Annotated in this window: 1 protein-coding gene; it reads right to left on the bottom strand. The window is 68.8% G+C overall.

The window, feature by feature from the left end:
- Positions 1–557, bottom strand: a 557-nt coding sequence (locus FJ657_RS15105) for an aldehyde dehydrogenase family protein (protein ID WP_141164859.1), incomplete at both ends; no start/stop codon positions are given.

Raw genomic sequence — 557 nt, 5'->3', positions numbered from 1 at the left:
ATGCCGACCTGGATCTCGGTCTGGAAGCGGCGGGCGGCGCCGCCGTCGTTGGTGAAGATCGCGGTCCCGTTGCCGAACTGACCCGAGTTGATCAGCTCCACACCCTCCTCATACGAGGCGACGCGGACGACGGACAGGACGGGTCCGAAGATCTCCTCCGTGTACGCGCGGGAGGTGGTGGGGACGTTGTCGAGCAGGGTCGGTCCGAGCCAGAAGCCGTCCTTCTCGCCGTCGACGTCGATGCCGCGGCCGTCGACGACGACCGTCGCGCCATCCGCGGCGGCGATGTCGATGTAGGAGGCGACCTTGTCGCGGTGTGCCTCCGTGACCAAGGGGCCCATGTCGGGTTCGCGGCGGCCATCGCCGATGCGCAGCTTCGAGATGCGCTCCGTGATCTTCTCGATCAGGTCATCGGCGACCGGCTCCACCGCCAGCAGCACGCTCACGGCCATGCAGCGCTCGCCCGCGGAGCCGAAGCCGGCGTTGATCGCGCTGTCGGCGACGAGGTCGAGGTCCGCGTCGGGGAGGACGAGCATGTGGTTCTTCGCACCGCCGAG

The sequence above is a fragment of the Schumannella soli genome, from assembly GCF_006517435.1.
GTDB lineage: Bacteria > Actinomycetota > Actinomycetes > Actinomycetales > Microbacteriaceae > Schumannella > Schumannella soli.
The sequence above is the reverse complement of the archived record's forward strand: the minus strand, read 5'-3'. Positions and strand labels throughout refer to the sequence as shown.